At 34.6% G+C, this 25,169-nt stretch carries 21 protein-coding genes and 2 pseudogenes; 14 read left to right on the top strand and 9 right to left on the bottom strand.

Annotated elements, in window-relative coordinates:
* Positions 1-131 precede the first annotated feature (131 nt).
* From C6H17_RS06635 to C6H17_RS06610, 7 genes and pseudogenes are all read left to right on the top strand, one after another.
* Complete coding sequence (locus C6H17_RS06635; RefSeq protein WP_005219139.1) at positions 132-1,655, top strand: hypothetical protein; 1,524 nt, start codon at positions 132-134, stop codon at positions 1,653-1,655.
* 16 nt (positions 1,656-1,671) lie between these two features.
* Positions 1,672-3,270 carry a phospholipase D family protein gene (locus C6H17_RS06630; RefSeq protein ID WP_020995646.1) on the top strand — a complete coding sequence of 533 codons (1,599 nt, stop codon included), beginning with the start codon at positions 1,672-1,674 and terminating at the stop codon, positions 3,268-3,270.
* 23 nt (positions 3,271-3,293) lie between these two features.
* Positions 3,294-3,899 (top strand): annotated as a pseudogene (locus C6H17_RS13430) (NAD(P)H-dependent oxidoreductase).
* Positions 3,900-4,325: 426 nt separating this feature from the next.
* Positions 4,326-4,883 (top strand): hypothetical protein, encoded by a 558-nt coding sequence (locus C6H17_RS06620; protein ID WP_005219146.1) that lies wholly within the window; start codon positions 4,326-4,328, stop codon positions 4,881-4,883.
* Positions 4,880-6,508 (top strand): hypothetical protein, encoded by a 1,629-nt coding sequence (locus tag C6H17_RS06615; RefSeq protein ID WP_005219148.1) that lies wholly within the window; start codon positions 4,880-4,882, stop codon positions 6,506-6,508. Before C6H17_RS06620 ends, C6H17_RS06615 begins: the two co-directional genes overlap by 4 nt.
* The gene (locus tag C6H17_RS12920; protein WP_223808344.1) at positions 6,475-7,350 is read left to right on the top strand and encodes a hypothetical protein; all 876 of its coding nucleotides are present in this window, start codon (positions 6,475-6,477) and stop codon (positions 7,348-7,350) included. Before C6H17_RS06615 ends, C6H17_RS12920 begins: the two co-directional genes overlap by 34 nt.
* A 174-nt stretch (positions 7,351-7,524) precedes the next feature.
* Positions 7,525-8,376 (top strand): viperin family antiviral radical SAM protein, encoded by an 852-nt coding sequence (locus tag C6H17_RS06610; protein WP_005219151.1) that lies wholly within the window; start codon positions 7,525-7,527, stop codon positions 8,374-8,376.
* Positions 8,377-8,955: 579 nt separating this feature from the next.
* Here the strand turns inward: C6H17_RS06610 and secA are convergent.
* Genes secA through C6H17_RS06595 form a run of 3 tightly spaced genes read right to left on the bottom strand, consistent with a single transcriptional unit; the run spans position 8,956 to position 12,859 of the window.
* Positions 8,956-11,574: a preprotein translocase subunit SecA gene (gene secA / locus C6H17_RS06605; RefSeq protein WP_005219152.1), complete on the bottom strand. Its 2,619-nt coding sequence runs from the start codon at positions 11,572-11,574 to the stop codon at positions 8,956-8,958.
* A gap of 27 nt (positions 11,575-11,601) precedes the next feature.
* A complete protein-coding gene (locus C6H17_RS06600; protein ID WP_004087982.1) occupies positions 11,602-11,976 on the bottom strand; it encodes a heat shock protein transcriptional repressor HspR in 375 nt (124 codons plus the stop codon).
* 13 nt (positions 11,977-11,989) lie between these two features.
* Positions 11,990-12,859 (bottom strand): DnaJ family protein, encoded by an 870-nt coding sequence (locus C6H17_RS06595; RefSeq protein ID WP_005219153.1) that lies wholly within the window; start codon positions 12,857-12,859, stop codon positions 11,990-11,992.
* Between the two features lie 272 nt (positions 12,860-13,131).
* Between C6H17_RS06595 and C6H17_RS06590 the strand changes: the two genes are divergently transcribed.
* The 7 genes from C6H17_RS06590 to C6H17_RS06560 all read left to right on the top strand — a co-directional run bounded on the left by C6H17_RS06590 (position 13,132) and on the right by C6H17_RS06560 (position 19,980).
* Positions 13,132-13,314 (top strand): hypothetical protein, encoded by a 183-nt coding sequence (locus tag C6H17_RS06590; protein ID WP_020995649.1) that lies wholly within the window; start codon positions 13,132-13,134, stop codon positions 13,312-13,314.
* Positions 13,315-13,577: 263 nt separating this feature from the next.
* On the top strand, positions 13,578-14,432 hold the full coding sequence (locus tag C6H17_RS06585) for a hypothetical protein (protein WP_148374292.1): 855 nt from the start codon (positions 13,578-13,580) through the stop codon (positions 14,430-14,432).
* A 126-nt stretch (positions 14,433-14,558) separates the two neighbouring features.
* On the top strand, positions 14,559-15,587 hold the full coding sequence (locus C6H17_RS06580; protein WP_020995650.1) for a type II asparaginase: 1,029 nt from the start codon (positions 14,559-14,561) through the stop codon (positions 15,585-15,587).
* A 336-nt stretch (positions 15,588-15,923) separates the two neighbouring features.
* Complete coding sequence (locus tag C6H17_RS06575) at positions 15,924-17,837, top strand: hypothetical protein (RefSeq protein ID WP_005219156.1); 1,914 nt, start codon at positions 15,924-15,926, stop codon at positions 17,835-17,837.
* A gap of 211 nt (positions 17,838-18,048) precedes the next feature.
* The gene (locus C6H17_RS06570; RefSeq protein ID WP_005219157.1) at positions 18,049-18,489 is read left to right on the top strand and encodes a globin domain-containing protein; all 441 of its coding nucleotides are present in this window, start codon (positions 18,049-18,051) and stop codon (positions 18,487-18,489) included.
* Positions 18,490-18,637: 148 nt separating this feature from the next.
* Complete coding sequence (locus C6H17_RS06565) at positions 18,638-19,282, top strand: pimeloyl-ACP methyl esterase BioG family protein (RefSeq protein ID WP_005219159.1); 645 nt, start codon at positions 18,638-18,640, stop codon at positions 19,280-19,282.
* Positions 19,267-19,980 (top strand): hypothetical protein, encoded by a 714-nt coding sequence (locus tag C6H17_RS06560; RefSeq protein WP_005219161.1) that lies wholly within the window; start codon positions 19,267-19,269, stop codon positions 19,978-19,980. Before C6H17_RS06565 ends, C6H17_RS06560 begins: the two co-directional genes overlap by 16 nt.
* Here C6H17_RS06560 and C6H17_RS06555 read toward each other — a convergent pair.
* The 6 genes and pseudogenes from C6H17_RS06555 to C6H17_RS06530 all read right to left on the bottom strand — a co-directional run.
* Entirely contained in the window at positions 19,977-20,855 is an 879-nt protein-coding gene (locus tag C6H17_RS06555; RefSeq protein WP_040462931.1) for a DMT family transporter, read from the bottom strand. The two genes, C6H17_RS06560 and C6H17_RS06555, sit on opposite strands and share 4 nt — an antisense overlap.
* On the bottom strand, positions 20,785-21,264 hold the full coding sequence (locus C6H17_RS06550) for a hypothetical protein (protein ID WP_158655010.1): 480 nt from the start codon (positions 21,262-21,264) through the stop codon (positions 20,785-20,787). Before C6H17_RS06550 ends, C6H17_RS06555 begins: the two co-directional genes overlap by 71 nt.
* Positions 21,242-22,312, bottom strand: a complete 1,071-nt coding sequence (locus tag C6H17_RS06545; RefSeq protein ID WP_005219166.1) for a restriction endonuclease subunit S — start codon at positions 22,310-22,312, stop codon at positions 21,242-21,244. Before C6H17_RS06545 ends, C6H17_RS06550 begins: the two co-directional genes overlap by 23 nt.
* Before the next feature lie 155 nt (positions 22,313-22,467).
* Positions 22,468-23,070 carry a hypothetical protein gene (locus tag C6H17_RS06540; protein WP_005219168.1) on the bottom strand — a complete coding sequence of 201 codons (603 nt, stop codon included), beginning with the start codon at positions 23,068-23,070 and terminating at the stop codon, positions 22,468-22,470.
* Between the two features lie 77 nt (positions 23,071-23,147).
* Entirely contained in the window at positions 23,148-24,638 is a 1,491-nt protein-coding gene (locus C6H17_RS06535; protein ID WP_005219170.1) for an HsdM family class I SAM-dependent methyltransferase, read from the bottom strand.
* Positions 24,638-24,991, bottom strand: a pseudogene (locus tag C6H17_RS06530) (type I restriction-modification enzyme R subunit C-terminal domain-containing protein); the annotation flags it as partial. The pseudogene C6H17_RS06530 and the gene C6H17_RS06535, both read right to left, overlap by 1 nt.
* Positions 24,992-25,169 lie beyond the last annotated feature (178 nt).

Below are 25,169 nucleotides of genomic sequence, written 5' to 3'. Positions count from 1 at the left end.
AACAAAGTAAAGGCAAGATTCTATCAAAATTTAAAGGGCTTTTATTAAACAAAAAGATTTATCAAAAATATAATTTTCAAGGTTATAATGTAATCTTATTATGAATGAATACTGATTTTAAGGATAGCATAATGTCTGCGATAAGCTCTTTCACACAGGCAATACTAAATATTTTTTATCAATTAACGACAATTCCGCATGGTAGCTTTAATACAAACGAGATGGCAGCATTTTTAGAATCTTTTGCCAAATCAAATGACTACGCAATAAAAAAAGATTCTGTTGGCAATATACTTGCATATAAAGAAAACACAAAATCTAAAGTATGTTTTCAATGTCATTATGATATGGTGTGTGTTGGACTTGCAGCACAAAATCTAGCGTTAAAGCTTTTGCAGACAAAGAGAATATGTAATAATATCGAGCAAACTTGGCTAAAAGCTCAAGATTCTAGTCTTGGTGCTGATAATGGCATGGGTATGGCGATTATGATGTATTTCATGCAGCAGGGTATTCACGCAGAGTTTCTTTTCACAAATGATGAAGAGGTAGGCATGATAGGGGCAAAAGGGCTAGAGATTCCTATTCAATCTAAGATATTGCTTAATCTTGATTCTGAAGTCTTAGGTGAGATTACTATAAGCTGTGCGGGCGGCTTTGACCTAAATTATCAAAGTGAGTTTATCACACAAGAGATTCCGCTAAATTATCATTATTATGTCCTATCTTCAAGGAATTTTGCCGGTGGTCATAGTGGATTAGATATTAATAATCCTTTGCCAAACTATCAAAATGCAATCCTGCAAAGCACATATTTTTTAAATACAGCTTTAAATGAGAGTGAAAAGGATTCCTTATATGTGATTAACTGGAAAGGTGGAGAGAAACGCAACTCAATCCCTATGCACTCAAAGCTTATCATCGCAAGTAAGCAAAAACTAAGTATAGAATCAAATGAATTTTTTGTATTTGAAGAGCTAAAAGAAGAGCATAATGAAATGCTTGATAAAACAAATGAAGTCTTTTTGCAAACGCCAAATGGCATAGAGTTTAAGATTCTATACAATCTACTTTTAAGTTTAAATATAGGTGTGCTTGATAGTATAGAAAATGCGGTGCAAAACTCTCGTAGTCTCTCACACATCTCATTTGCAAATGGGAATCTATCTCTTGCTTTCATGGGTCGTGCTAATACAAATGATTTATTGCAAGATAACTTAACTCAACTAAAAAAGATTCTAGAAAAAGAGCAGCCAAAGCAAAAAAAAGAGAGTCTGCAAATAAAAATGAGTGAATATTATGCCCCATGGGAAAAGCAAGATAAAAGCATAGCATCTAGTAGCATAAATAAAGCTTTATGTGAAACAGAAGAGATGAAAGATTCATGCAGTCTAAAAGAGATTCTAAAAGCAATGTGTATGAGTATGCAAAAACACACAAAGCCATTCAATATAACGCCAAAAATAGTAGAGTTACACGCAGGGCTTGAGTGTGGAATCTTACTTAAAAGATTTAAAGATTTGGGGCTATCTGATATCATTGCCTTAAGCATTGGTCCTTCAATTAATGCACCACATTCTATCAATGAAGAAGTATGGATTGAGAGTGCTGGGGTTATAGTAGCGATCTTGCAAGACTTTATGGAAACGATATAAGTATATGGGAAAAACAATGCCAGACTTTACCACAATGCTAAGCGTGAGTTTATCACTGCTTGGTGCGCTTTTGTTGTGTATCTTGGTCCTACTTATCTTTAGTGCGTGTTCGCCGCTAACTTCTATGAATCATAGTGTCAAAACACATTATACCCCCCATTATAATAGCTTTAAAAGCCCTATTGCAGAGCCATACAAAGAAGAGTTAGAGCAAAAAAAAGATGGCGCATTAATCATTGCTGATGGCTCAAGTGCGCTTTTACATAGATTAGGTTTCGTGCAGATGGCTACAAAAACCATTGACATTCAAACCTATATCTATAAAAATGAACTCACTTCAAGGCTACTTGCAAGAGAGCTTTATGAGGCGGCAAATCGCGGTGTAAAGATTAGAATCTTAATTGATGATAATGGAATCTCATCAGACTTTTATGACTTAATGATGCTTGATAATCATGAAAATATTGAAGTGAGAATCTTTAATCCATACTTTTTTCGCTTTGGTCCCATGCATGCATTTGAGGCGATATTTAACTTCAGTCGCATTAATAAACGCATGCATAATAAGCTTTTTATCTTTGATGATACCGCGTTAATCATGGGTGGTAGAAACATTGCTGATGAATATTTTGAAAATGCAAGTGTGAATTTTACTGATACAGACTTATTATTTATCGGCAATATCGCAAAGGATGCGAAACTAAACTTTGAAGAATTTTGGAATTACAAAAGAAGTATCCCTGTAAATCTCTTCCCAAGCAAGAGAAAGTTAGAAAAATATCGCAAAAAAGCAAAAAGCCCAGAAGAACAAGCCAAACAATATAATGTAGGTAAAGCTGATTGGGAAGAATACCTAAGCGATATGGAAGTGTTTAAGGCAAAATATAAAAATAAAGAATTTAACATGACTTGGGGTGAGGGTACATTCCTAGCGGATTCACCAGAAAAGATTGATAAAGGCAATGGTCCCTTTACAACACCTATCCTTGAAACCCTATCTTATAATCTTAGCCATGCAAAAGAATCTATTGTCATCTCTTCATCATATCTTGTTCCGGGCGTTGCAGCTATGGATATATGGCGTGATTTTATACAAAATAGGGGGATTACCATTAAGATTCTTACAAACTCACTTGCCTCTGTTGATGTCATACCAGTATATTCACATTGGGAAAATTATCGCGATAAACTTGCTTTGATGGGCGTGCAAGTCTATGAGTATCCAAACTTAGAATCTAAAAAAGCAAGGCTAAAGGATAAGGTAAAATTCTATCATTCATCAAAAGGTAAAGTAAGCCTTCACTCAAAATACATGATTATAGATTCTCATACCATTGCTGTGGGTAGCTTTAACCTTGATTATAGATCAGCTATGCTAAATACTGAAAGCATTGTATTTTTTAAAAATAAAGAGTTAGCCGAGCAATTACACAAGATTACAGAATCTCAAATGCAAGATTCCTATAAAATCGTATGTGATACAAATACGCAAAAATGCCATTGGGAGCTAAAAGATGAAAATGGTGTGCAAAAATTCTCTGTTTCACCAAATACAAGCGTATGGCTTAGATTCTATAAAACATTGGCAAAGATTATGCCAGAAAAGCTTTTGTAATGGAATTGTAGGATCTAGAATCTATATATTTCCGCCATTCGTGCAAACTTTTTGATGAGAATAAAAAGATTCCAAAAGAAGTGTTTGATGAGATTTTAGAAGTGGGCAGATTATCGCCAAGCTCCTTTGGGCTAGAGCCTACAAGGCTACTTGTGTTGCGTAGCGATGAGGCAAAAGCGGCTTTGCGTCCATTATGCTGGAATCAGCCTCAAATCACAACAGCAAGTGAAGTTGTAATATTTAAAAGTTTGCAAAACGACTTAGTCCCACCGAGTGAATATACGAAGCAAAATACCTTTAGACGCAAAATGGATTTGGGTGCGTATCAGGCATTTTGTGAGCGTTTAGGTGGGTATTTGAAAGAGCGGGGACTAGATTCTGGCGAGTCGCTTTATCATTGGAGTAGCAAATAGGCTTATATTATGGCGACTTATATGGTAGCCTATGCGAGTTTTCTAGGGATTGATACTTGCTATATTGAGGGCTATGGGAAAAGGGCGGTAGAAAAACTCTATGGGCTTGATCCATTCAAAGAGCAAGTAAGCCTTATTGTGTGCTTTGGCTATCGCAGCAAGGAACAGCAACCAAGATATAGAATCTCGCTTGATGATTTGGTGGAATATAAATAAAGTTGAATCTGACTTATAAAAACATAAAGATTTAAAGGCTTGTAGGTCGATCTTTTGATGATATAGACCTAAAAAATTAAAACATATATAAAATAAGCATTTTAACTCAAAGTAAAGACAAGTTATTTTTGTTTAGAGATATTTATATTGAAGCATAAACAAGTCCTTGCGTGATAAGAATATATTGGATAATCTTGCAGATTCTAGTGATATCTATCCAATTATACTAGCAACATTTTTTAATCAAAAATATATACATTGCCACATATCTTTAGTGTCGCAAACATACATTTATGACTTTGTTATCGTTTCCATTATTGTATTTATTTTACATTTTTTGTAAAATAAATATTGACAAAATATTTTACAAAAGCTATAATTCCATAAGTTTATAAATATAAAACTTAGAATCTAAAAAGGATTATTATGGTAAAGCAAAAACATAAAACAAACACAGACCAAACAAGTCAGTCCCCACCCAAACTACAATCAATTTTACTAAGAGAGCGACTAAAAGAGATTGAGATTCGCCTTGTGGATTTAGCGGACTTTTTAGAGATTTCTCGCCCAACAGCATATAAATTCATACAAATGTATGAGACAGGCTATAAAGACAACATAGACGGAAAGCTACTAAAATTCTTTGATTTTGTAATGAGCGAAAAAGGGCTTACTAAAAGCAAGGCAATGAGCTATATTGTAGAAAATCTCGTGCAGCCAAAGGCAAAAAGCACACAGGATAGGGCTCAAATCATCGCAAATCTTTTAAAAAAGGAAAACAGCGTGAAAATAGAATTTATTGATATGGTAGCACAAACGCAGGTGCTAGACCCCATTTTAGAGTATTTGCTAGAGTGTCAAAAGATTCTAGCAAAAAGCAAAAAGGCATTAAACGAAGAGGAAGTGGCAAAAATTATGCCATTAAATGAGCTTTACAACAAGCTTGGATTACGACTTGACATTAAGATAAAGGAGCAAAAATGAATACGCGAAGCATAATATTTGAAAATTTTAGGAATCTAGGCATATCAGATTCTAAGCAAGAAAACCTTAGCAATAAATTGCAACTAGGATCTATCGATGGAGAGCATATCGGCGGATTATTAATTCTGCTTGGTGGCGGTAATGATGGGAAAAGTAATGTGCTAGATGGGTTAGTAAGCCTTGCAGATTCTAAGTTAAAAGATAGCGATAAGCCAGACTATCGCAGACACAATGGAGAGCCAAAGCTAACCCTAGAGTATAAAATCACAGATGCGAAAACATTAGAAGCGATCGCAGAATCTACAAAAGATACACAAGGGCAAGATGTAGATTCTAATTTTTCAGGTAAAACTTTTGGGATATTTTTTACTGAAGGTAGCCTAGAAAAAGGCGTGGAGCTTAATGAAAGTGATACGCAAGAGGAGTATTGTGAATTTATCCAAAATATGTTTGAAAGCTCTCAAGTACATGGAATCTATGGCTATGATGAAGCAGGAGATAGGAAAGAAATCCGCCTTATTTTGCGAGAGCATAATCGTATGTTACTTTGCAGTGTAGATCAAGGCGGCAAGGCATTGAAGTGTTTTAGTGCCGTGCAGAAAAAATACAATGAAATTAAAGACAAAGACAGAGCAATTAAACTTGCCTGTAAATTTGTGATTGGCGATACTAAAGCTCCCAAAAATTGCGATGACGCAAAAGAATTGCGAGAGTTTTTAAAGGGCGAGTTTGAAAAAGCAGAATCCAACCAAACAGAATCTCAATCAAGCATTAGTGCTTCACAAGTGGAACCATACATTTTTAGGACAATACTAACACCTAATGGATTAGAAACAAACTTGCCAAAAGAGTTGGAAACATACAAAGACTTTGATATTGAACAGGCAAAAGAGCATATAAGAAAATGTTTAAGTCAAGCAGTTGCAGTTTTAGAAAATCGTTATTATAGTAACGACACAAAAGAAATACAGAATCTTCAAACCTCTCTTCATCAGCATAAAGAACTAGAAAGTCTGCAGAGATTATATGAGAATTTAAAAGGTGTTGTTAAGAATAATTCCTCACTTAAAAGAGATGAGAAGTTACAAACCCTCTTGCAAACATCACTTGAAAATTTCCAAAAAGATATGCAAAGGCAAAAGGATAGAGATATTATTAAAGAGTATTTTGATATTGCATTTTTGCCCAATATCGTGCTGTATAAAGAAAATGCCATTGCTAAAAAGGACTTAAAAGTAAAGCCTAGAGAGATAGGCGAATCAGACTTTTTTCAAGCACTTTTTACAATCTTGGAGAGAGATATAGCGATGATACAAGAGCCTTATAAAGAGGATGATGCTCACTATCGCACTACCACAGAAAATGAGATGAACGAACTTTTTAAAAGCACGATCAATAAACGCTTTAATGATTTGTATTGTTTAGAGCAATCTGTATATAGCTTTCATATTAGATTAGATTCTGACTCTGTAGAACTAAGTATGAGTAGAAATGGCGATACGATCAATCTAGAGCGACAAAGCACAGGCTTTAGAAAATTTTTCAACCTCTTTTTTAATTTTCTCTACAAAGGCGAGATTGGCAGGGGCGTATTGTCCTCATTGATGAGCCAGAAAATAGCCTAGGCATACCCGCCCAAAGGGATTTGCGTAAGTTTCTTAAAGACTATGGCAGGAAAAGTGGGATTTTATTTATCATAGCCACACATTCGCCCTCTATGCTAGATATTACCCACCTTGATGAAGTGCGGATTGTAAAGGCATTAAATTCTTTAGAATCTAGCGAGATAGAAAATCCAAAAGGCTCACTTATTATCAATGACTTCTCAATGCTAGGCTATGGGGAAAGTGATACGCTTGATGGCATACGCAAAGCATTGGGGACAGATATTGAGTTTGATAAAACGAAGCTTATATTTGTAGAGGGCATTATGGACTATAATATCCTAAACGCGTATAGTCAATTTTATAATTACAAAGATTCTAATAAACTGATATTTCTGCCTCTTAGCGGACTTGGTGGCAAGGGAGATTTAGAAGCTAGTGATAATAATGAGTTAAGCTTTAGCCTTGAGCAAAAGCAAAAAGCACAAAATCTTATCACTTTTGCAAAAAGATTGAGTATCCACCCCATTTTGCTAGTAGATAATGATAGGGCTGGGAGAGCTATGAAGCAAGGCGTTGAAAAAGAATTTAAAAACAAGATTTCAGTCATTACCCTTAAAGATATTTTTGAAAACGCAAGCGGTGAGATAAAAAATAATGTCTATGCCATAGAATCTTTATTTAGCAAGGCAGATAGAGAAAAATTTGGCTTTGATACTTGCAAAGAAAACAAGCAATCAAATATTGTCTCAAGTGTGTTTAAAAACACAGAGAATCTAAAAGAAAAACTCTCACAAGAAAGCAAGAAAAACTTTAATGAACTATTTGCTTACCTTGTTGGACTTAAAGAGGCAGATGAGTAACATACAGCAAAGCATTGTAATAAGAAAATAAGTCTAGACTCTAGAATCTCTGCCGAATCTGGGTGGGTGCAGGGTTTAGGGTGCATTCTTATAGAATCTAGAATCCATATATTCAATATTATATGTTGATTGTAACCCTAGATTCTATAAATCATTAAAAACAAAGGAGACAACATGGACGCAATCACACTAAATTGGCATATTACGGAGCAGTGCAACTATAAATGTCATTATTGCTTTGCAAAATATACAAAATGCAACATGCAGGAAATACATAGGAATAAAGAAAACATAACAACGCTGCTTACAAAGCTCTACAACTCGATAGGCGCGATATACAATACAGATTCCTTGCGGCTAAATATTGCTGGTGGCGAACCGCTATTATCAAAAAATCTAGGCTTTATCGTAGAATCAGCATATAAACTAGGCTTTAAAATATCAATTATCACAAATGCTTCACTGCTTACAAAAGAGTTTATAGAAAGTTATATAGCACTTTTTACAATGTTTGGCATAAGCGTTGATTCTATAAATACAGAAACAAATAATCACATAGGACGATGCAGTAAAACACACAACAATAATACCGCTTATCTTAAAGATACAATAAACTTTTTAAAGGCAAAAAACAAAGATATGCAAATAAAGATTAATACAGTAGTCAATCGCTACAACTATAAAGAAAATATGAGTGAATTTATAGAATCTATAAAGCCAGATAAATGGAAAATTTTTCAAGCATTAAGCATTAATGCAGATAAAAACTATTGCAATAAAACACAATACAAGTATTTTTTAAGAACGCATAAACATTTAAAGAGCTGTATAACAGATGAAGATAAAGATCTAATGACAAACTCATATATTATGATAGACCCTTATGGGAGATTCTATCAAAACACAAAGGGTAATAATAAGGGCTATACATATAGCCCTATTTTACTAGACTTAGCTGATAAGGATATAGCAAATTACCTAAAAGTTGATATGATAAAATATAAAAAAAGATGCAATCTAGTGTAATATGTAATAAAATTATTAGAATCTAGCACAATAAGATCTATTTAGATTCTAATGGTTGGTTTTATTAAACCTAATTACTCACTTATTTTATTTGCATTATCAAATGAGATTCTAAATTTCTAATCTCAGCATATTTAAAAACACAGAAAATCTACAAGAAAAACTCTCACAAGAAAGTAAGAATAATGTTGATAGATTATTTAAAGAACTTCTTGATTTTAAAAAAGAGATAGATGAGTAATAATGGGTTAGGATATATGCCAACCGTAATGGCATTGCAAAGGATAAGTAAATAAGACTCGATTTTTAACCTTAATGAGCGGATGCAAGTGAAAAATTCTTAACATTTTTGCATCCTGCAAGCCTACACCCATCTAAATAAGATAAATTCTATAATCTTGTCATATTGAGAGTGTAAATAAGAAACATCTTTTTTAAATTCTATGTTAAATATTCTGCTACGCTCAATATGACAATTTGTTGTAGATTCGAAAAATAAGATTCTAATTATTAACTTATAAGCTAAAAGTAAATAGCCTATATATTATAGAATCTTAGTGTTTTTGTTAATAGCTTTAACTAAGCATTGATGTCTTCTCTTTGCTTTGCAAGGGCGCCTCGTTTTGGTCCGCTTTTACCATGGCAGTGTTTATATTTTTTACCACTACCACAAGGGCATATTTCATTTCTTGCTGGTTTTTTATCCCTTATCTCTTCTTCTAATCCGCTATGATTTAGCACAAGATTCTCATTTTCATGCTCTAGGTTTGATAGAATCTTTTCTTCTTCTTGCTGCACATCTTGCGTGTTAAATTGAATGATTTGTAATGTGCGATAGGCTTCAATTTTGATATTTTCTACAAGCTCTAAAAAGAGATTATAACTCTCTTTTTTATACTCTACAAGCGGGTCTTTTTGATTATATCCACGAAGGCTAATGCCTGTTTTTAAATGATCTATTGAGTATAAATGCTCTCGCCACGCATTATCTACCACTTGCAAATAAATGATTCTTTCAAGCTCATTACGCATTTCTGGTGTTGTATTTGCAAACTTTTTGTCATATTCATTTTGCAAGGCGGATATGAGAATCTCTTGTATTTCATGATAACTTTTTGCTTCTAAAGATTCACTTAATTCAAGCAAATATTCCTCTTTCAATACGGCTAAAAGTCCTGCAATATCATAGTTTTCTGGCACATCATGCGGTAATATTTGACTTCGCTCTAAAAGATTATGCACGCTTGTTTCGCGGTTTTCTTTTATTCGTTCTGCCATATTAAAATCTTTTTGTAATAGCTCATTTCTGAATCTATATATGACTTTTCGCTGTTCATTACTCACATCATCGTATTCAAGTAGGTGCTTTCTTGATTCAAAATGAAGAGATTCTACCTTTTTTTGTGCTTTTTCAATAGATTTTGTAATCATACTTGATTCTATGCTTTCGCCATCTTTCATACCAAGCTTACCCATAACGCCTTTCAACTTATCGCTTCCAAAGATTCTAAGCAGGGAATCTTCAAGGCTTAGATAAAATTGACTAACGCCCGGATCGCCCTGTCTGCCTGCACGACCTCTTAGCTGATTATCAATTCTTCTGCTTTCATGCCTTTCTGTGCCGATGATATAAAGTCCGCCTAGCTCTCGTATCTCATCATCGATTTTAATATCCACGCCTCTACCTGCCATGTTTGTAGCAATGGTTACTGCACCTTTTAGCCCTGCGTTTTTAATGATTTCTGCTTCTTTTTCGTGTTGTTTTGCGTTTAATACATTATGCGGGATTCTAGCCTTTTTTAGCCATTCATGCAAAACTTCGCTTTTTTCAATACTTGCTGTGCCAACAAGCACTGGCTGCCCTTTTTTATATAGTTCTGTGATTTTATCTAGCACTGCTTGGAATTTTTCTTGCTCACTTTTATAGATTAAGTCATTTAAATCTTTTCTCTGTATCGGTAAGTTAGTTGGTATTGATACAACTTCAAGTTTATATATCTCTAAAAACTCTGTGGCTTCAGTCTGGGCTGTCCCTGTCATACCGCCTAATTTATCATAGAGTCTAAAATAGTTTTGGAATGTAATATCTGCTAGTGTTTGACTTTCTTCCTTAATAGCTACGCCCTCTTTTGCTTCTAGGGCTTGATGCAGTCCTTCGCTAAATCTTCTGCCCTCACTTAGTCTACCTGTAAATTCATCTACAATGACGACTTCGCCATTTTGGACTACATAATCTTTATCTTTTACAAATAGATAATTTGCTTTTAGGGCTTGGTCTAGGTGGTGTGATAAAGAGGCATTTTCAATCGCATAAAGATTTTCTACATTAAAAAGAGATTCTGCTTTTTTGATTCCATCTTCTGTGGTTAGAATCACGCGATTTTTTTCATCAACGCTAAAGTCAGTAACTTTCTGCATTTTCTTTGCAACTGAATCTGCTAATTGATAATTCTCCATTTTACGATTAATAGGACCAGAGATTATAAGGGGCGTTCTAGCTTCATCAATAAGGATAGAATCTACTTCATCAACGATTGCAAAAAAGTGGCGTTTTTGCACTTTTTGATCTAGATTATACTTCATATTATCTCGCAAGTAATCAAATCCATATTCATTATTTGTGCCATAGACTATATCGCTTGAATAGATTTTTAAACGCTCTTCATCACTTTGTATCGCATTTGTAATAACGCCCACACTAAAGCCAAAAAAGTTATAAAGTGGTTGCATAGTCGCTGCATCTCTATTTGCTAGATAGTCATTCACGGTTACAACATGCACGCTTTTACCAGACAAGGCATTTAAGATAACAGGCAGGGTTGCTACAAGTGTTTTCCCTTCCCCTGTTTTCATCTCTGCAATCTTTCCCTCATGCAAAGCCATACCGCCGATAAGCTGCACATCAAAATGCCGCATATTAAGGATTCTCTTACTTGCTTCTCTTGTGATGGCAAAGACTTCTTCAAGTTTAGAATCTAAAAGCGAATTTACTACTTGAATGGAGAAATCACTACTATCTAAGCTACCAAGCTTGTGTGTAACTTCATCTTTTATCGCTTGAAATCTCTGCTGTAAAGCTTCATCGCTTAAGGATTCTAACTCTGCTTCTAATGCGTTTATCTTACGCACACGATTTTTGTAGCCTTTTAGAATCTTATCATTACGAGTGCCAAAAATTTTCCCAAATAAAGTTTTCATATATGTCCTTTTTTTAGAATCTATTCATTACTTTTTTGAATGCAAAACAAGCTCATAAGAGCTTTTTATAATCGTTAAATCGCCTGATACACTCTTTGTGCTTTGCTGTTTATGCAAATTATTCCGCAAATCATCATTTAAGCTATCAAGCTCATCCATTCTCTCTTTTAATCGCAGGATAATATCCACACCAGCAAGATTCACACCCAAATCTCTAGTAAGCTTTAAAATCGTCTTAATCTTATCCATATCTCGCTGTGAATAAAGTCGCATTTTCCCATCAGTGCGTGAAGGCTCAATAAGCCCCTCTTTCTCATACTGCCGCAAAGTCTGCGGGTGAATATCAAGTATCTTTGCTACTACGCTAATCAAAAAAACCGGTTCATCATAACTTGCATCCATGCTATTCCTTTCCTTATAGTTCTTTTTGCAACAACTCTTTTAACTCATCGCTTAGCGTATTAGAATCTGGTAATTTTGCATACACTTGCAGGATTAAATCCCCATATTGCCCCGTCTTTCTATCTTTAAAACCTTTGTTTTTAATCCGCATTTTCTTACCATTTTGCGTATTTGCTGGAATCTTAATAATCATTTCTTCCCTTGCTGTTTTAATGCTTGCCTTATCTCCAAAAAGCATTGCTTTGAGTGGCACTTCTACAACTTGAGTGAGGTTATAACCATCAATGCTATACCCTTCTTCTGGTGCTATCTCAATGGTGATTATCGCATCACCCACCATATTGCCAAGTTTTTTACCTTTACCTTTTGCACGAAGTTTTGAACCATTTGTAATGCCCTCTGGTATCTTTAACTCAAAGCTAGACCCATTTAAATGCAAGCGTAAAGTATCGCCCAACAACGCGCTTTTAAGCGATATACTCGCCCTTGCTTCAATGTCTAAGTCAATGCCCTCACCCATACCATTATCAAAACCAAAGTTAAATGAGCTAAACCCTGAATTACTACCATTAAAACCCCTGCCACGCGCACCAAAAATATTCTTTAAAATATCATTTAAATCAGCACTTTGATAAGAGCGGCTAAAATCACTGAAATTTTGCCCATTAAACATGCTGTCGCCATATTGATCGTATTCAGCCTTTTTTTGCGGATCGCTTAGAATCTCATACGCACCATTTATCTCTTTAAACTTTTCTTCAGCTTCTGCGGACTTATTCACATCGGGGTGATATTGTCTTGCAAGCTTTCTATATGCCTTTTTGATCTCATCAGCACTTGCATTTTCACTAATATTTAATGTTTGATATAAACTTTTTGCCATATATACCTCGTAAAACTTTTAGTGTTATTATAGCATACAATATGAGTTTATGTATATAAACTTTATTTAGTTTGTATGAAAATGTGTAGGTGTTATGAGCAACTTGTTATAAATGCTTTATTGAGAATTTTAGATATTTACTTTCAATAAAGACTAAATTTAGATTCTAATCTAATAGCAATAAAGCATAAAAAGTAGGGTATAATCTCAAGCTTTTAGTATCTTTGAAGCTTAGAGATAAAAAGATTTTAATATTTAAATGGGACAACATAATGTATAAATTATTATTTATATTTTCATGTGTATTAACTACGATCAACTTAGTGTCTGCAAAACAGATAAAAAAGTATGTTTTTATAGAATCTAGCGATACAGATTCCAATGACATAACTCTAAACAATACAAAAATTGCAAATAATGCAGAATCTTTAACCCCCCCCCCCCAACATTCCTAAAAGATTCTATAAATCAACAATTAGAAACTAAAGAATCTAACACCACACATACGCAAAGCACAACACAACAAAAAGATTCTAATAATCTCCCTAGCGACTTACATTTCATATATGGTTTTGACTTTACATTTTTTGCGGATAATTTAGAAGATTCCTTTCCATATTGGGATACACGCACACTGCTTCAAGCAAGTATATTTCCTGAAATAGGACTACATTTTTATGGGCAGAATCTTCGTGTCGGTGGATACTACATTATGAACATGGGTGAGAAAATCCCGCATTTTCCACAAAATGTAGGTTTGAGTTTATATTATGATACGCATTATAAAAATTTTAGCGGCTATTTTGGAATCTTTCCGCGAAAGCATTGGATCGGCGTATATCCTAATCTCTACTATCGTAAGGACTTTTTACTGCAAAATCCTATGACAAATGGCTTTGGTCTGCAATATCAAAATAAGGGCTTAAAAGCAGAATTTATATTTGACTGGTATGGTGGGAATCTGCAAAAACGAATTGATGAGTTTTTAGCACAAGGCTTCTTGCAGCAGAATTTGTGGCATGATAATATCTTTCTTGGGGCTTCATTCCTGCTTTATCATACAAAAAATGATGAGTTACTCAATCCTTTAAATACGATAAAAGATATATGGCTTCTTGATAGGCTGTATTATAATGCCTTTGTTGGCTTTGACTTACAAAAGAGATTTATGCCCTATATGGATTCTATCTATCTTAGTCTTGGTGTGCTTGGGTCTGTGGAGCGTAAAAGGCGGCATTCTAGTGGGCTTGATCCTTTTTCCAACTCTCTTGGATTAGACTTCATGCTAAAAGCACAATACAAGGGCTTTGGTGTGGAGAATAGCCTGTATTATGGGCAGGGGCAGATGAAGTATTTTAGCGAGTATGGGGAATCTTTATATTGGGGATTACCCTTTTATCAAGCAAGATTCTATGATAGAATGGAGATGTATTGGGAGTATAAAAATGCTTATAGTTCTACTCGTTTTAGCTTTATATTCCATTTTACAGACACAAAGATCGCAAATACACAAATGCTTACAATAGTCCTTGATACGCATGAGTTATTGAAGAAACTTGCAAAAAGGCAATAGATTTTATCGTGCTAAAAGTTATAAATTTTGATATAATTCTGCATGGATTTACTCCAAATTTACTTTAAAAGGTGTTGTATGAAGAAGTTTTTCTATGCTTTTTTGCTGATGATAGGAAGTGCAGTGATGTTACAAGCATTATCGATTGAGACGGCACAAGTCTCAAAAAAGCCAAATGTTGTTATCCTAGCGACTGGCGGGACTATTGCGGGATCGATTGATTCTAATATCAAAACGACTGGTTATACTGCGGGTGTTGTGGGTGTTGATGTATTGATTAATGCTGTGCCAGAGATTAAGAATCTTGCTAACATTAAAGGAGAGCAAATCGCAAATATCGATAGTGCGGATATGACTGATGAGATATGGCTCACTCTTGGAAAACGCGTAAATAGCCTTTTAGCAAGCCCTGATGTAGATGGTATCGTTATCACACATGGCACAGATACAATGGAAGAAACTGCGTTTTTCTTGCATTTAATAATTAAGAGTGATAAGCCTGTCGTGCTAGTAGGTGCTATGCGACCAAGCACAGCTATGAGTGCTGATGGTCCTAAGAATCTCTATAATGCAGTAGCCCTTGCTGCAAGTCCAAAGGCACGAAATAAAGGCGTTATGATCGCTATGAATGATAGGATTCAGAGTGCAAGAGGTGCTACAAAAACACATGCCCTAAATGTTGAAACTTTCAAGTCGCCAAATAGTGGCGATATGGGCTATATCCTTGATGGAAATGTGTTTTTTAACTATGCTCCATTGCAACCACACACAAGAAAAAGCATCTTTAATATAGATAGAATAGAATCTTTGCCAAAGGTTGATATATTGTATTCTTATGCAAATGATGGCTCTGGTGTTGCTGCTAAGGCTTTATTTAAAGCTGGCACAAAGGGCATAGTTGTAGCTGGAAGTGGTGCTGGTAGTATCCATAAATATCAAAAAGAAGTGCTAAAAAGTCTTATGCAGCAAGGCTTAGTAGTCGTGCAAAGCTCAAGAGTTGGCTCTGGCATTGTGCTTGCAAATAGTGATGATTCTAAACTTGGATTTATCGGCGCACATGATCTAAATCCACAAAAAGCACGAATTTTACTCATGCTTGCTTTGACAAAAACAAATAAAACAGATGCTATTGCAAAGATTTTTGAAACTTATTAAAATAGTGTTGTAAAATTTTTATAGTTCTCTCAATATAACCTTAATAATGTCATCATTTTGATATTATCACTCCCCTTTTTTCAAACAATATGGAATCTTCAATGTAGATTCTGTGTTGTGCTTGTTTTTACTACTCTATAAAAGATAAATTTATAATTATTAACATATATCAATTTTTATTTTGAATTGATCATCATATCAACATGTTGAAACTCAAAATAACATATCCCTGCAAAACATTGCAACCTTAATCTAAGATATATCTTGTATTATTTTGGGTAGAATAACAAGATGTGAAATAATTAGTTATAATTCTATGGAAAAAGGGGAATATATATGCAGCATATAAGCATAGATGAAAGAAGTAAGAATATAGAATCTGCTTTAGAATCATGGGATTTTGATAAGGCATATAGCTTATATAAAGAAAATATAACGCAAGATTCTAGTGAATTGAAGATGGATTTTTGTGTATTTCTACATGATATTGGGAAACTCGATGAACTATTGCAATTTATAAAAGCGGATTCTAAAAATAATAGCGACGCATTGCAATGTCCACAATTTTGGGATAACGCTAAATTAAATTGGGGTGGGGTGGAGGGTATTGCTCTAACACAAACACATATAGAAGCAGACACAGCAACACTATATGAAAACTTTCAATTAAAACAAAAGGTAAATCCTAATTTTTTACTTAATAGGTTTATTGCAGATGATGCTTTAACCGCCGATGTGGCATTTTACATTATGCAAAATTATATGAAGGATATAGACAACAAAATAATACAAAATTATTTTCTCAAAAATACATTGCAATACTTCTATGAAGCAGATACAGCAAAACAACAAGACTTTTTTACCCCAGCAATTCCATCATCTTTTATAATATTTTTAAAGCTAATCAATGAGGAAAAAAGTAATGGTGCAGCACAATGCTATAAAGAATGTATAGAGCATTACAGAAATATATTGCTTCAGCAATGTAAAGACCTATCACATCTCATTCCACAAATAACTGCTAAGTCGCACACAGAATACAAAAGATTTGCAATTTGTTTATACGGAATCTTAAGGGGTGATTATAAGGCTACGCTTGAAGATATTATTACAAACCTTGCTATACCCTTAAATGCTGATGTGTTTTTATTTACTTGGGATACATATCAAGTTTGGCCGGGGTTATGTGGATGGGGAAACTGGGTATTGCGTATGCTAGATCCTGCGTTATATGAGGTTGTGCCATTTGAAGTTTCATATCGTTCGCATTTTCCCAAGCTTTTCCCAAATGTATTTCAAAAGATTAATTCTGAATATAATGTAGCATTGGATATAAATGATATAAAAGATTTGCAAAGCAAATATCCTTGCCTCAAAACTTATGAAATTATCAATCAAGAACAAACGCAATATGAAGGTAAAGAATTAGGCGGTGGTTATCATCTTTACTATGGCATACATAGAGCAATCGAACTTATGAGGCAACATGAAATATCACATAATATTACCTATGACTTTATTTTTACACTACGAAGTGATGGTGACATACAATATAAAGAAGGCAATCGAGAACAAATTTTACAAGATCTTCAAACATGCAAATTTAATGAAATATTTGATGCTTTAACTGATGATGGTAATAATAATATTACGATATATGGACCAAGAGATGTAATGCTTGCTCTTGGATCTTTGTATAATTTTATCAAAGCATTGCAAGTTGAGACTTATAAGGATATACGATACAATAATCACAATATGTCTTTTTTATATCTCACTATGTGTGGTGTGGTTAAAAACAAAACTGCATTAATCGACCAGCAGTATGGGCTAGGCAATAAGAGTCAAAAAGGAATGTTGTTCCCAGATATACAGCAAGAACTATTGCTAGATATAGAGACTTTGCAGCAAACATATGCCGTCAATTCGATTAAATTACAATCTTTTATAGAAGCATTTGAGATTCTAAAAAAGGTATATCCAAATACTCATTTAAACAAAGATTTAATTACTCAAAAAATAAATCACATGGACCCTATTCGAGAGATAGGGTTACAAAAGGCAGGGTATAGTTGGTATGTTTCCGAAGAAGAATCTCGCTACATTCCCCCACAAGACTTAAAGCCTCTATTTAAGGTTATAAAATTCATGGGAAAATATTTTCCAAATGCAAAAGTGAGACGACAGGCTAGGCGTTTCACTGATTTTTTCAACTTTTTATACAAAAAAGTTTATGGAAAACATTTGTAATTGTGTAGTTTTGACATTATCTTGCCCCCTCCTTTTTTTCAAATAATATAGAATCTTGTGGCTTTTGCTCTAGATTGGCTTTATATAGATTCTATATTGTGCTTATTTTTATGACTTCTAAAAGATAATTTTATGATTATTAACATATATCAATTTTTATTTTAAAACTATTGTTTATTATTACATCACATTTTATTATAAAGGATTTTTGATGTTAGATAAACAAACAATAGAGATTGTAAAAAGCACAATACCGGTTTTAAGAACACATGGTGAAACAATCACAAAGGAATTTTATAGAATCTTATTTGATGAATATCCACAAGTTAGAACTATGTTTGATATGACAAAGCAACAAAATGGTAAGCAGCCAAAGGCACTTGCCATGGCAATACTACATGCTGCAATGAATATTGAGAATCTAGATACAATTCATTCGCAAATAGAATCCATTGGCAAAACACATGTTAGATTAAATGTAAAGAAAGAGCATTACCCAATCGTTGGAGCATGTTTGATAAAAGCGATTGAAAATGTGTTGCAAGAAAATGCAACTAAAGAGATATTGCAGGCATGGGAGAAGGCATATCAGGAAATTGCAAATTATTATATACAAGTAGAAGAGAAAATGTATACCTTAAAAACAGAGTAGCCATACTATGCAGGTCATTATTGATAAAATATGTTGCTACGCAATATATTTATTGTGGAGTAGAGTAATCATTTTTATCCAATAATCCAGTATAATACCCATTTGCATTGCGATAAAACTACAAAAGCAAAAGCATAAAGGCTATATCATGCAAACATACTGGCTACATAGAAATACAGATAGCAAGATTCTTATACTCTTTTTTGCGGGATTTGCAAGTCATTACACGCATTACACGCATTTAGATTCTAAAGCTAATGTGCTTTTATTGCATGATTATACTGACTTTACATTCGATATAAATTTAGAGTTAGAGAAATATGATTCAATCTATCTTGTAGCCTATTCTATGGGGGTTAGCATAGCTGCTAGATTGCCTTTATCTCACATACCTTTATCTCGCAAAATCGCCCTTAGTGGCACAGAATCTGGCATAGATAAACTAAAAGGCATTAATCCCGCTATATTTCGCCATACGATAAAAAACCTTAATATAGACGACTTTAAAAGGGCTATTTTTGGAGAGAATCTAGACATGGCTAAAGATTTTCATTTCGCTTCTATCTCGCATTTAAAGGCTGAGTTGCAATCTATTTATGATTTTTGTATGACTACACCACACACACCACTCACATGGGATAGAATCTATATTGCGAAAAATGACACACTTTTTTTACCGCAAACTTGCTATAAAGCCTTTGAAAATAGCAAAAGTGTAATATGCGAGTTAGCATCATGGCATTATCCATTTTTTGCCTTTGATACATGGGAGGGGCTATGTGCTATCAACTAGAGCGTTTCTTAAAAGCCCAGCAAAGCTATAAAGACAACACGCCCATTCAAGCCTATATGCGAGAATGCTTACTCAATATGCTTTTAGACACAAAAAGAAAAGATTTTTCATATATATTTGAGTTTGGTTGTGGGCAGTGTGAGCTTACCTATATGCTGACTGAAAGGCTAGACTATAAGCAATATATTTGCAATGATATAAACGAGTATAAAAACATAAGGCTGCCGCAAAATACACAGAATCTTTGCTTTGATATGCGTAATATTACACGCACAGAGATTTACTCACAAAAGTTTAATCTAATCGCTTCAAACGCATGTTTGCAATGGTTACCTTTCGCTGAGACTATACAGAATCTAAAACATATGTTGCTTTCACAAGGCTTTCTACTGATTGGTACATTTGGTATTGATAACTTTAGGGAGATAAAAGAGATTACAGGCATAGGACTGCCTTATATAGAATCTTGCGTTATGAAAAAGCATTTAGAGAGTGATTTTGAGCTATTATCATGGCATGAAGAGCGTATTTCTCTGTCGTTTGAAAGCCCACTTGAAGTCTTTCGCCATATCAAAAAAGGCGGTGTAAATGCCCTGCAAACACGCTTTATCAAAAAATCATGGCTGACACAATATACAGATTTTTATAACAACACACTAACTTATCATATCATCTGCTTCCTTGCTAAAAGATGCTAACTTTTAAAGATTCTAAAATGCTTTGGATTGTAATAATTCATAAGATAGATAGTAAAAATAGATATGATTCCCCCGATAATTGTGTGTGTTTGTGGCATCTCATCTAAAATCAGCCATGCAAATAAAAGTGCTGAAGGCGGTGTCAGCAGGGCATAAATCCCACCTTGTGTTACACCCAACACATATAAGCCGCGATAATAAATCGTTGTTGAAAAAGTCGTGCAAAAAAGTGCAGCAATAAGGGCTAGAATCCAAAAATTCATACCCACTTCCCCCAAAGGTGCAAGACCATAGTATAAAAAACTAGGCAGCAAAAAAAGTGCTGTGCAAAGACTAGAATAAAAGCTTAGTGATATAGCAGATACATATTCTGTTGCATAACGAGAACTAATAATTAGCATAGCCCATGCTAATGCTGCAAGTAGAAAAATGACATTAAAAGGCATAAATATTGCACGCCAGTTTTCAAAGAGATTAATGAGAAAAACACCCGCTAAGATTCCAAAAAATAACGCCCATTTCTCCCTTTTAAGCAATGTCGTTTGCTTCATAAAGCTATACAAAAACGCCGCAATAATGATTGGCAAAACCTCCGCGATAACCCCCGCACTCCCCGCATCACCATACAATAGCCCCATATACATAAGATAGCTATAAGCAGTGTTAAATATGCCTGTAAGTAGCACAGGTATAAGAGCTATTTTTGGAATCTTAAAGGGGATTTTATAGATATACATAATCGGTAAAAAGCTAAGGCTTACGATAATAAAGCGGATACATGAAGCTTGCTCGGGATTTAGCGTTTCACTCATAATCTTTGATAGGGGCCACACAAGTCCCCAACCCATCATAGCAAGTATCATAAGAATTTTCATAGAGATAACTCCAAAGCGTGACAGAAAGAGAATTTAGAATCTGTTTTAGTTCTTTTGTGGATTTTTCGCATTCGCTCAAAATGACAAGTTGAGATTCTGTGTTTTTAGATACTTCCCTTTCGCTACACTCAAGGTCAGTATGACAAGCCTTTTTGTCATTTTCTAAAGAAACTGCGTTTTGAGTTTGCATAGCAAACGAAAAATCTCTTTTTCCTACTTTTTTGAGTGTAGATTCTAGCTTTTTAAGCTCTTTTTCTAAATCTTTGCGTTTTTCTTTTATGGCTTCGTTGTAAGTATTGATTTCATTAAAGGCGGAGAGTGTAGGGGAGCTTCTGCGATAAAGTTTGCTTAGGCTGCCCTCTAGGGCAAGTTTAAGCAAACTCTTTTCAATTCTCTTTAGTGATAGCAAAATCATTTGCGAGTGTAACGAGCAAATCAAGTTTTTTGACAATTTCTTGCTGTTCCTTTAACGGCGGCAGGGGGATAAGAAAATGTCTTATACTCTCTTTTTTTACTCCGCCGATAATGCCGTTAATATTAGAGTTGAATTCTTTTGAAAATTCTCCACTTTGTAAAAAATAAAATACAAATTTAGAAAAAGCAAAAATATTTTCAAAACAACAAAGCTTATTACCAAAGCAAACATTTTCTTTTAAAAAACCGACTTTTCGCCCCGCACTACCGCCCTCTATACAAAGTAAGGTGGAATTTGCCTTTGCGATTTTAAAAGAAGGTAGAAATTCATCGGGGATTTTTATGCCATTTTCGTAAGTTATGCTTGTGTCGTTTGCTAAGTCTTTTGTGGCGATATAGTTTAGTCCGCTTGTTTGATGCGTGAAATTTTTTTCTTTTTCTGTGGCGTTAATGCTATCCCCTGTAAAAATCTCACAAATATCCCCAAGTTTTACCCACGCCCAAGAATTTGGGATTTCAAAGGGTGGGGTGTGTGGATTGTCATTTTCTAAAGAAACTGCGTTTTGAGTTTGCGTAGCAAACGAAAAATCTCTTTTAGATTCTGTATTAGATTTTTCGCATTCGCTCAAAATGACAAGTTGAGATTCTGTATTGTTAGATACTTCCCTTTCGCTACGCTCAAGGTCAGTATGACAAGTGGAGTCGGTATGACAAGCCTTTTTGTCATTTTGAGCGTTAGCGAAAAATCTAGATTCTTGACAAAATAACGGCGTGATTTCTTTGCATTTTGTAAGCTCTTTTTTTAGCATTTGAATTTGAGATTTAAAAAGGGCTTTTTTGTCCTTATCTTTTTCAAGCTTTAATTCTTCTTCACATTTTTTTAACTCTTTTTCTAAATTTTTGCGTTTTTCTTTTATGGCTTCGTTGTAAGTATTGATTTCATCAAAGGCGTTAAGCCCATTATTTTCACGGCGGAATCTAGCAGTAAGTTTGCCTTTAATGGCATAGTCTAGCAAGGACTTTTTTAAGGTATCTGTTTTCATCTCTCTCCTTGAAGTTAAATATATTTTCAATAATTAAGTATAGTTTAAGATAATCTCAATGTCTTTATGCTATAATTTTGGTTCTTTCTAGGCGGATCCTCTTCCGCCATCTCTTCAGTCATTACCATTTAAATTCTCAGCATAATATACTAAATCTATAGAAAACTCATCAACACATCGTTGAGAAAATCTATAATTTTGCTTGGCAGGATAGCTATATAAATGCCCTCGTTGCGCTTATTTATGATTTGTATATTCAATCTTGGATAGCCGTTGCCAACGAATTTATAGAGATTTTCAAAATGAAAGGCACGATTGCGGATAAGTCGCAAAAGCAGTAAAATCGCCTTTGCTTTGTGATAGTGCCTTAAGTTCATTGTCCTATTAAAGCGGTTTTTATTTTTTCTATAATACTTTTTAAAATCTAAAGTCTCTAAAAAACCTGTGTGGAAAATGGCGGCGTGGATATTGTGAAAATCTGCGGTTTTAACCCAAAATCCTAAACTTTGCCTAGAAATAATGGCATCTCTGGTGTGCTTTTGCAAGTCGTCTTTAAAGTCTGTGGCTTCAAGCCAATGGGGATTATGGCTTGTTAGCAGAGAATCTATTTTGTTTCTTATGATGATTTCTAGGATTCCTATTTTATGGGTGATTTGTGCGATGAGGTAGAGATTTTGCTCGTGCTCTTGTGTATCTGCGTAGCCTTGTAGGCGGTTTTTAGAGAAAAGCTCTTGCTGGATAGAATCTTGTAGTTTCATTTACGCACTTTTATCGTTGAAATTATGGCGTCTTTGTTGCGTTTGTCGATACTCACTTCTAGTAGCATAGTTTCTCCTTATTCGTTTTCTTTAATTATAGTAGAAATTTGCTTCATTATGGAATCTAGCGTGGCGTTTAGCTTATCTCGCTCAGTTTTGATTTGCTCCATAAGCTCTAAAGGAGCTAGAATCTCTTCTTCTTCGCTTACATAGCCACATAAGTCAAAGTTATAATTCCTGGCTTCTAGCTCTTCTTTGGTGTAGGATTTTGCTTTGAAATTCCCGCTTTCATCTTGTAGGGTTTGTTTGCCACTTTCCCACCACTGCAAAAATGGCTCAAAATGCTCTAGGCTCATTTGCTTGGTTTTGCCAAAGGATTTTATACCCTCTGGCATATCAAGGCGGTAGAAATGGGTGTGCTGTGTGCCTTGTGGGTCGGCATTGAAAAAAAGTAAATTTGTGGGGATAGAAGTGTAAGGGGCAAAAACTGATTTAGGCAAACGCAAGATAAGATAGAGATTAAAATCACTTAAAAGCTTTCTTTTGAGATTGATTTTTGCATTATCAGCACCAAATAAAAAGCCATCAGGTAGCACGACTGCGGCTTTGCCTTTGTATGAAAGTCTGTGCAAAATGAGAGCCATAAATAAATCTACCGTTTCACTGCTTTTGTATTCTTGGGGGAAGTTTTTAATATCATCACCACGCTCATTGCCACCATAAGGGGGATTCATTAAAATAATGTCAAATTTGGGGTATTTTGTAAGATTTATATCAAAGTCTTCAAAATTGCTAAAATCAAAGGCATTGCCGTGCTTTAGATTTGGATTTTCTATGCCATTAATGAGTAAATTTGTCGCACAAAGTAAAAAGGGCAAGGACTTTTTCTCTACACCATAAAAGCTTGTTTCAAAGACTTTTCGCTCACTTGTAAGATTTACTTGCTTTTCTAAAAAATGTGCCGCAGATATAAGAAAGCCCCCTGTCCCACAAGCTAAGTCCGCCACACTCTCACCTAGCTTTGGGCTAAGCATTTCTACCATAAATTCTGTAACGGCGCGCGGTGTGTAAAACTCGCCGGCATTTCCTGCACTTTGCAAGGTTTTTAAAAAGCTTTCATAGACTTTGCAAAGCTCTTTAAAATCTTGTCTATTGTGAATCTTAAGGCTAGATTCTATCTCGTTTATCACTTCGCGTAAAAGATAGCCATCTTTCATATAGTTGTTTAAATCTTCAAAAACTTTTCGCACGATGGATTGATTGAGCGGGGTGGATTCTGTGATATTTAGGGCTTTTAGCGTAGGGAAAAGCTCATTATTGATAAATGTGAGTAAGGGTTCGCCTGTGGGGGACTTTTCACCCACTGCCCAAGACTCCCAACGCAAATGCTCGGGGATTATAGAGTGATACTCCGTGCCATTCATTTCATTTAGGGCAGTCCATTCTTTTTCATAATAATCATAAAGCTTTAGGAATAAAATCCACGTGATTTGCTCCATTCTTTGTGCATCGCCATTAACTCCTGCGTCTTGACGCATAATGTTTTGAAGTTTTTTGATATTTAGCATTAGCTTACCTCCTTATAAAGTTCGTTTTTAAGATTTTGTAGTATTGCGTTAAGTCCGCCATATTCTTTAAAAATCTGTGCGATTGTGGTGAGATTATACCTTGAAGCAAAAGGCTCATTGACAAATACACTAGAATCCAGCTCGTTAATGCCCCCTTGTGCGTATTTCTCAAGCAAGAGTTCTAAAAGCTCTCTAGCCTTTGGCTGTAAAGATTCTAGGAATTTATTTGCCTTTTTTGCCCTTTGTGTGCGGCTTAGGGCTTGTGTGCCTTTAGCAAGAGAGAGTAAAATATCAAACTCATCGCAGTTTTTAAATTTATCCATTTGCCCTAACTCTTGGATAAAACTACCCTTACAGCCCCCCTTTTTTTTTTTTTTTCTCCCCTTTTTTTTGTTATTTATAAAACAACCAATTTTTTTTATTTTTTCTAACACCACAAAAACAACCAATAAAATAGGGTCGAGAGGTGTGTGGGTGTGGTGGCTTTTTTTTTTTTCTTTACACTATTTTTTTTTTTTTTTTCTTTTTTTT

Source organism: Helicobacter rappini (assembly GCF_900198625.1).
Lineage (GTDB): Bacteria > Campylobacterota > Campylobacteria > Campylobacterales > Helicobacteraceae > Helicobacter_A > Helicobacter_A rappini.
The sequence above is the reverse complement of the archived record's forward strand: the minus strand, read 5'-3'. Positions and strand labels throughout refer to the sequence as shown.

Bases quoted from the DNA above. Each gene is read 5' to 3' on its own strand.
- C6H17_RS06620 (WP_005219146.1), top strand. From the start codon at position 4,326: ATGGTAAAGCAAAAACATAAAACAAACACAGACCAAACAAGTCAGTCC.
- C6H17_RS06545 (WP_005219166.1), bottom strand. From the start codon at position 22,312: ATGAAAACAGATACCTTAAAAAAGTCCTTGCTAGACTATGCCATTAAA.
- C6H17_RS06565 (WP_005219159.1), top strand. From the start codon at position 18,638: ATGCAAACATACTGGCTACATAGAAATACAGATAGCAAGATTCTTATA.
- C6H17_RS06535 (WP_005219170.1), bottom strand. From the start codon at position 24,638: ATGCTAAATATCAAAAAACTTCAAAACATTATGCGTCAAGACGCAGGA.
- C6H17_RS06570 (WP_005219157.1), top strand. From the start codon at position 18,049: ATGTTAGATAAACAAACAATAGAGATTGTAAAAAGCACAATACCGGTT.
- C6H17_RS06555 (WP_040462931.1), bottom strand. From the start codon at position 20,855: ATGAAAATTCTTATGATACTTGCTATGATGGGTTGGGGACTTGTGTGG.
- secA (WP_005219152.1), bottom strand. From the start codon at position 11,574: ATGAAAACTTTATTTGGGAAAATTTTTGGCACTCGTAATGATAAGATT.
- C6H17_RS06635 (WP_005219139.1), top strand. From the start codon at position 132: ATGTCTGCGATAAGCTCTTTCACACAGGCAATACTAAATATTTTTTAT.
- C6H17_RS06590 (WP_020995649.1), top strand. From the start codon at position 13,132: ATGTATAAATTATTATTTATATTTTCATGTGTATTAACTACGATCAAC.
- C6H17_RS06540 (WP_005219168.1), bottom strand. From the start codon at position 23,070: ATGAAACTACAAGATTCTATCCAGCAAGAGCTTTTCTCTAAAAACCGC.
- C6H17_RS06580 (WP_020995650.1), top strand. From the start codon at position 14,559: ATGTTACAAGCATTATCGATTGAGACGGCACAAGTCTCAAAAAAGCCA.
- C6H17_RS06630 (WP_020995646.1), top strand. From the start codon at position 1,672: ATGCCAGACTTTACCACAATGCTAAGCGTGAGTTTATCACTGCTTGGT.
- C6H17_RS06600 (WP_004087982.1), bottom strand. From the start codon at position 11,976: ATGGATGCAAGTTATGATGAACCGGTTTTTTTGATTAGCGTAGTAGCA.
- C6H17_RS06595 (WP_005219153.1), bottom strand. From the start codon at position 12,859: ATGGCAAAAAGTTTATATCAAACATTAAATATTAGTGAAAATGCAAGT.
- C6H17_RS06575 (WP_005219156.1), top strand. From the start codon at position 15,924: ATGCAGCATATAAGCATAGATGAAAGAAGTAAGAATATAGAATCTGCT.
- C6H17_RS06585 (WP_148374292.1), top strand. From the start codon at position 13,578: ATGGGTGAGAAAATCCCGCATTTTCCACAAAATGTAGGTTTGAGTTTA.
- C6H17_RS06615 (WP_005219148.1), top strand. From the start codon at position 4,880: ATGAATACGCGAAGCATAATATTTGAAAATTTTAGGAATCTAGGCATA.
- C6H17_RS06560 (WP_005219161.1), top strand. From the start codon at position 19,267: ATGTGCTATCAACTAGAGCGTTTCTTAAAAGCCCAGCAAAGCTATAAA.
- C6H17_RS06610 (WP_005219151.1), top strand. From the start codon at position 7,525: ATGGACGCAATCACACTAAATTGGCATATTACGGAGCAGTGCAACTAT.